General features: G+C 63.6%; 5 protein-coding genes. 2 read left to right on the forward strand and 3 right to left on the reverse strand.

Going from position 1 to position 4,102, the window contains the following annotated elements:
• Nucleotides 1-781, reverse strand: a 781-nt coding sequence (locus L0G76_RS14585; RefSeq protein WP_304357878.1) for an SDR family NAD(P)-dependent oxidoreductase, incomplete at its 3' end; no start/stop codon positions are given.
• Nucleotides 782-891: 110 nt separating this feature from the next.
• On the opposite strand from L0G76_RS14585, the gene L0G76_RS14590 reads away from it, so the two are divergent.
• Both L0G76_RS14590 and gap read left to right on the forward strand, forming a co-directional pair.
• On the forward strand, nt 892-1,407 hold the full coding sequence (locus L0G76_RS14590; RefSeq protein WP_304357879.1) for a MarR family winged helix-turn-helix transcriptional regulator: 516 nt from the start codon (nt 892-894) through the stop codon (nt 1,405-1,407).
• 160 nt (nt 1,408-1,567) lie between these two features.
• Nucleotides 1,568-2,563, forward strand: coding sequence for a type I glyceraldehyde-3-phosphate dehydrogenase (gene gap, locus L0G76_RS14595; RefSeq protein ID WP_304357880.1), 996 nt, complete (start codon nt 1,568-1,570; stop codon nt 2,561-2,563).
• Nucleotides 2,564-2,646: 83 nt separating this feature from the next.
• Here gap and L0G76_RS14600 read toward each other — a convergent pair whose 3' ends face one another.
• Nucleotides 2,647-2,961 (reverse strand): XRE family transcriptional regulator, encoded by a 315-nt coding sequence (locus L0G76_RS14600; protein ID WP_304357881.1) that lies wholly within the window; start codon nt 2,959-2,961, stop codon nt 2,647-2,649.
• A 70-nt stretch (nt 2,962-3,031) separates the two neighbouring features.
• A partial coding sequence (locus L0G76_RS14605; protein WP_304357882.1) for a 4-hydroxyphenylpyruvate dioxygenase family protein occupies nt 3,032-4,102 on the reverse strand: 1,071 nt, incomplete at its 5' end.

Consider the following 4,102-nt stretch of genomic DNA (forward strand, 5'->3'; position numbering starts at 1 on the left):
CGGTGGTAGGCAGAACGCCGCCATCGGCACGAAGCGCAGCACCATTGGTCGCCGATGACTTCGCACTTGCAAGGTAGATCACGAGATTCGCTATCTCATCAGGTTCGATGAAACGTTGGATGAGCGAGGAATCACGCACGAGCGAGGACTTCAGCGCTGCGGGTGAAATCGACTGCGCGGAGGCGATCTGCTCAACCGTGTCCGCCACACCGGTGGAATAGGTCGGACCGCCCAGCACGGTGTTGACGGTGACGTCGGTGCCTCGGGTGAGTTTCGCAAGACCGTTGCTCAGCGCGAGAGCAGCCGCTTTGGTCGCGCCGTAGTGAATCATGTCGCTGGGCACATCGACGGCGGATTCGGTGCCGATGAAGATGATCCGCCCCCACCCCTTCTTGAGCATCGGATCAAGAAGATGACGAGAGAGGCGGACTCCGCTCATCACGTTGACCTCGAAGTACCGCAACCACTCCGCGTCCTGTATTTCCCCAAACGGCGACACCTCGAAGAGTCCCACATTGTTGACCAGCACATCAACGGAACCGAGTGCGTCGAGGAGTGCCTCGACCTGACCTGGGTCAGCGAAGTCGGCAGCGATCCCCGAGACATCGCTGCCGGGCACCAAGGAGCGAAGGCTCTCAAGCGCTTCGGACACGCGTTGACCATCGCGACCATTGATCACCACGGAGGCTCCCTCTGCGGCCAAGCCGGCGGCTGTCGCGAATCCGATGCCCTGGGTGGAACCGCTGATGAACACTCTCTTGCCTGTGAGCTCTGTATCCATGGTGTATGTGTCCTTTCGGGCCGCCGTCTCCAGCGGAATTTACTTTCCTGAGTAAGTCAATCGTAGGGACATTCACTTTCCTGGACAAGTTAAATGCTAGGCTGGCGGCCATGAGCGATGACGAATCCGCCGATGCCTTCGATCCTGATGAGCTCGAGACATGGTCGGCAGTGGCGACACTTCTGGAATGGCTCCCCGCGGCGCTCGATGCGCAGCTGCAGGCCGATTCGGGGATCAGCCACTTCGAATTCGGGATCCTCTTCGCCCTCTCGGAGGCTGAAGAGCGCTCGCTTCGCATGAGTGAGCTCGCCGGCTACGCCAACAGCACGCTCTCGCGTCTGTCACGCGCAGTCGCACGACTTGAGCGGAAGCTGTGGGTGCGTCGCGCTCTGGACCCGGGGGACGGGCGCATTACGATTGCGACGCTGACTGACGAAGGGCAGGCGGCCGTGCGGGCGGCAGCGCCCGGGCACGTCGGTCTTGTGCGCAGGCTCGTCTTCGAATCGCTGACTCGCGGTCAGGCCCGTCAGCTTCGTGAGGGCAGTCGACGAATCACCGCCGCCATCCGTGCTGAAGGCGATTGGCGTCCCGGCGAATCGACCTCTGCCGGACGTGGCCGACCGTAATTCCGTCCGGTTGATTTCGACGTGGCCAGATACTTACGACATCTGGCAATAGATCTGGCGATTACCTTGCGGAGAATGTCTGGCTGGCCACTGTTGCCGTGTGTGCGAACGCGAGACCATGGAGTTGTACCCACCAGCAGAACCTCTTCAAGGAGTGACATTGACTCGCATCGCCATCAACGGTTTCGGTCGTATCGGACGCAGCACACTGCGCGCTCTGAAGGAACGCGGCAGTGACCTGGAGGTCGTCGCCATCAATGACCTCGGCCCCGTCGAGGACCTCGCCAGGCTGCTGAAGTTCGACACCACGCTGGGTCGCTTCGGACTGCCCGTCGAAGTCTCCGGCGACACGATCATCATCGACGGAAAGCCGATCACCATCCTCGCTGAGAAGAACCCGGAGAACCTGCCCTGGGCCGAACTCGGCATCGACGTCGTCCTCGAATCCACGGGCCGCTTCACCAAGGCGGACAAGGCCCGCGCGCACCTCACCGCCGGCGCGAAGAAGGTGCTCGTCAGCGCTCCGTCCAAGGGCGCCGATGTCACGTTGGCCTACGGTGTGAACACCGAGGCCTACAAGCCAGAACACACCATCATCTCGAATGCTTCATGCACCACGAACGCCTTGGCGCCGCTGGCCAAGGTCCTCGACGACCTGGCCGGCATCGAACAGGGCTTCATGACCACGGTCCACGCCTACACCGGCGATCAGATGCTCCAGGACGGCCCCCACAAGGATCCCCGTCGCTCCCGGGCCGCGGCGGCGAACATCATCCCGACGTCGACAGGGGCCGCCAAGGCCATCGGTCTCGTGCTCCCGCAGCTCGACGGCAAGCTCAGCGGCGATGCCCTGCGCGTGCCCGTGCCGGTCGGCTCCATCGTCGAGATCAACACCGTCGTGTCGCGCGAGGTCACCCGCGACGAGGTGCTCGAGGCCTATCGCAGAGCCGCCGAGGGTGAGCTCAAGGGCATCCTCGACTACGAGACCGAGCCGATCGTCTCCAGCGACGTCGTGGGACAGTCCGCCTCGTCGATCTTCGACTCCGCCCTGACTCGCGTCGAGGGCACAATGGTCAAGGTCACCGCCTGGTACGACAACGAATGGGGCTTCTCCAACCGTGTCGTCGACAACCTGGAGCTCATCGCCCAGGGCTGATCAGCGCCGACGAGAAGTGGCCTCGACCATGCACCGAGCATGGTCGAGGCCACCGTCGTATTCACACGTGTTCGCGGGTGTTCTCAGACGTCGTCATCGGCGGCTCGTCCGCCCTCGTCCTCCCAGCGTTCGATGGCGCGGACCTTGGCTCGGTTGAACTTCAGGCGCACACCGTAGCCGCCGTGGGACTCATCGCGAACGAACCAGGCTCCGAACTCCTCGAGCGCTTCGTGGACGCGATGCTCCTGCTGCTCGGTGAGGTCCTCGAGGCCCTTCTCGAAGTTCTTGAGTTCGGACTTCTTCACATTCGCCTTTGACGCCACATCCTTTGCGGAGACGCGACACAGGGCGCGGGCCGCACGAGCCAACGGCCCGTCGAAGATCTGTTCATTGCTCATGGTCTTACCCTGCCAGAAGAACTCCGAACCTGCCAGAAGCCACCCCCTGCTGCGCTGCCTGCCGCTGCTGCTATGCGGAGTGCTGCGCGTTCTTCCGATGCTGAGCAGCCAGCCGGACGGGAGCGTCGGGTGCGCCGAACCCGCGGTAGTCACCTCGGCGTTCGATCATCTCGAAGAAGACCGAACCGATCGTCGAGGTGTAGAAGTGCAGGAACTGGCCGTGTTCGTCCCGATCGTAGAGGATGTGGTTCTCCTGCAGCTGCTGCAGGAATTCAGGGGCGAGGTCGAACCGGGAATCGAGGTCCTCGTAGTAGTTCTGCGGCACGGGCAGGAAGTCCAGCCCGCGCGAGAGCGCTGTGGCCCCGGCATGGAAGATGTCCTCGCAGGCCACGGCCACGTGCTCCGGGTAGGCCTCGACCACTGAGCCGATGCCGCGACCCGCAACGGCCTCGGCGTGCGGCTGGGGTGAGACGTTGAGCGGCATGCGAACCGATCCGTCAGTGCTCGACATGACCTGCGATCTGACCAGGCCTGATGGGCTCGGCACGTCCTGTGAGGGCTCGGCGTGCAGCGCCAGCAGGGAGGTGTAGAACAGGACGGCCTCGTCGTAGTGGTTCGAGGGCTGAGCCAGGTTCACATGGTCGATGTGGGAGACCTGTTCGTCGTGGTCGTGTCCGAATTCCTGGATCCAGGCCGGCGTCGCCTTGTCGAACTGGTGGAAGAACACCTCGGAGCCGTCGGGGGCGAACACGCCGCGCAGCACCTCGTCGTTGTGCGCCTGATCGCGGGGAACTTCGTCCGCGTGCAGCAGCGCGGCACGTTCCATTGCCGATCGTGAGTCGGCGACGTCGAATCCGATTCCGCGCAGGAATGTACCGTTCACCGGCGCCGAGGTGGTGCCGGCCTCGTCTGCGCCCGCGCCCGCGTCCGTACCGACGCCGTCGGTCACCTCGCTGACGATGATGCGGGCCTCGCCCCGCAGCCACAGCTGCACATGGGGTTTGCTGCGGTGGAAACCGATGAACTGGAATCCGAGCTGGTGCATCTGGCGAGTCAGGGCGCCGAGGTCATCGGTGCTCAGCTCGACGTAGTTGATTCCCCGCGGCTCCTCCACTTCGGGCAGAGGCTGCAGATCGAGTGC

It is taken from the genome of Brevibacterium picturae, assembly GCF_030453725.1.
In the GTDB taxonomy this organism is placed as follows: Bacteria; Actinomycetota; Actinomycetes; order Actinomycetales; family Brevibacteriaceae; genus Brevibacterium; species Brevibacterium sandarakinum_A.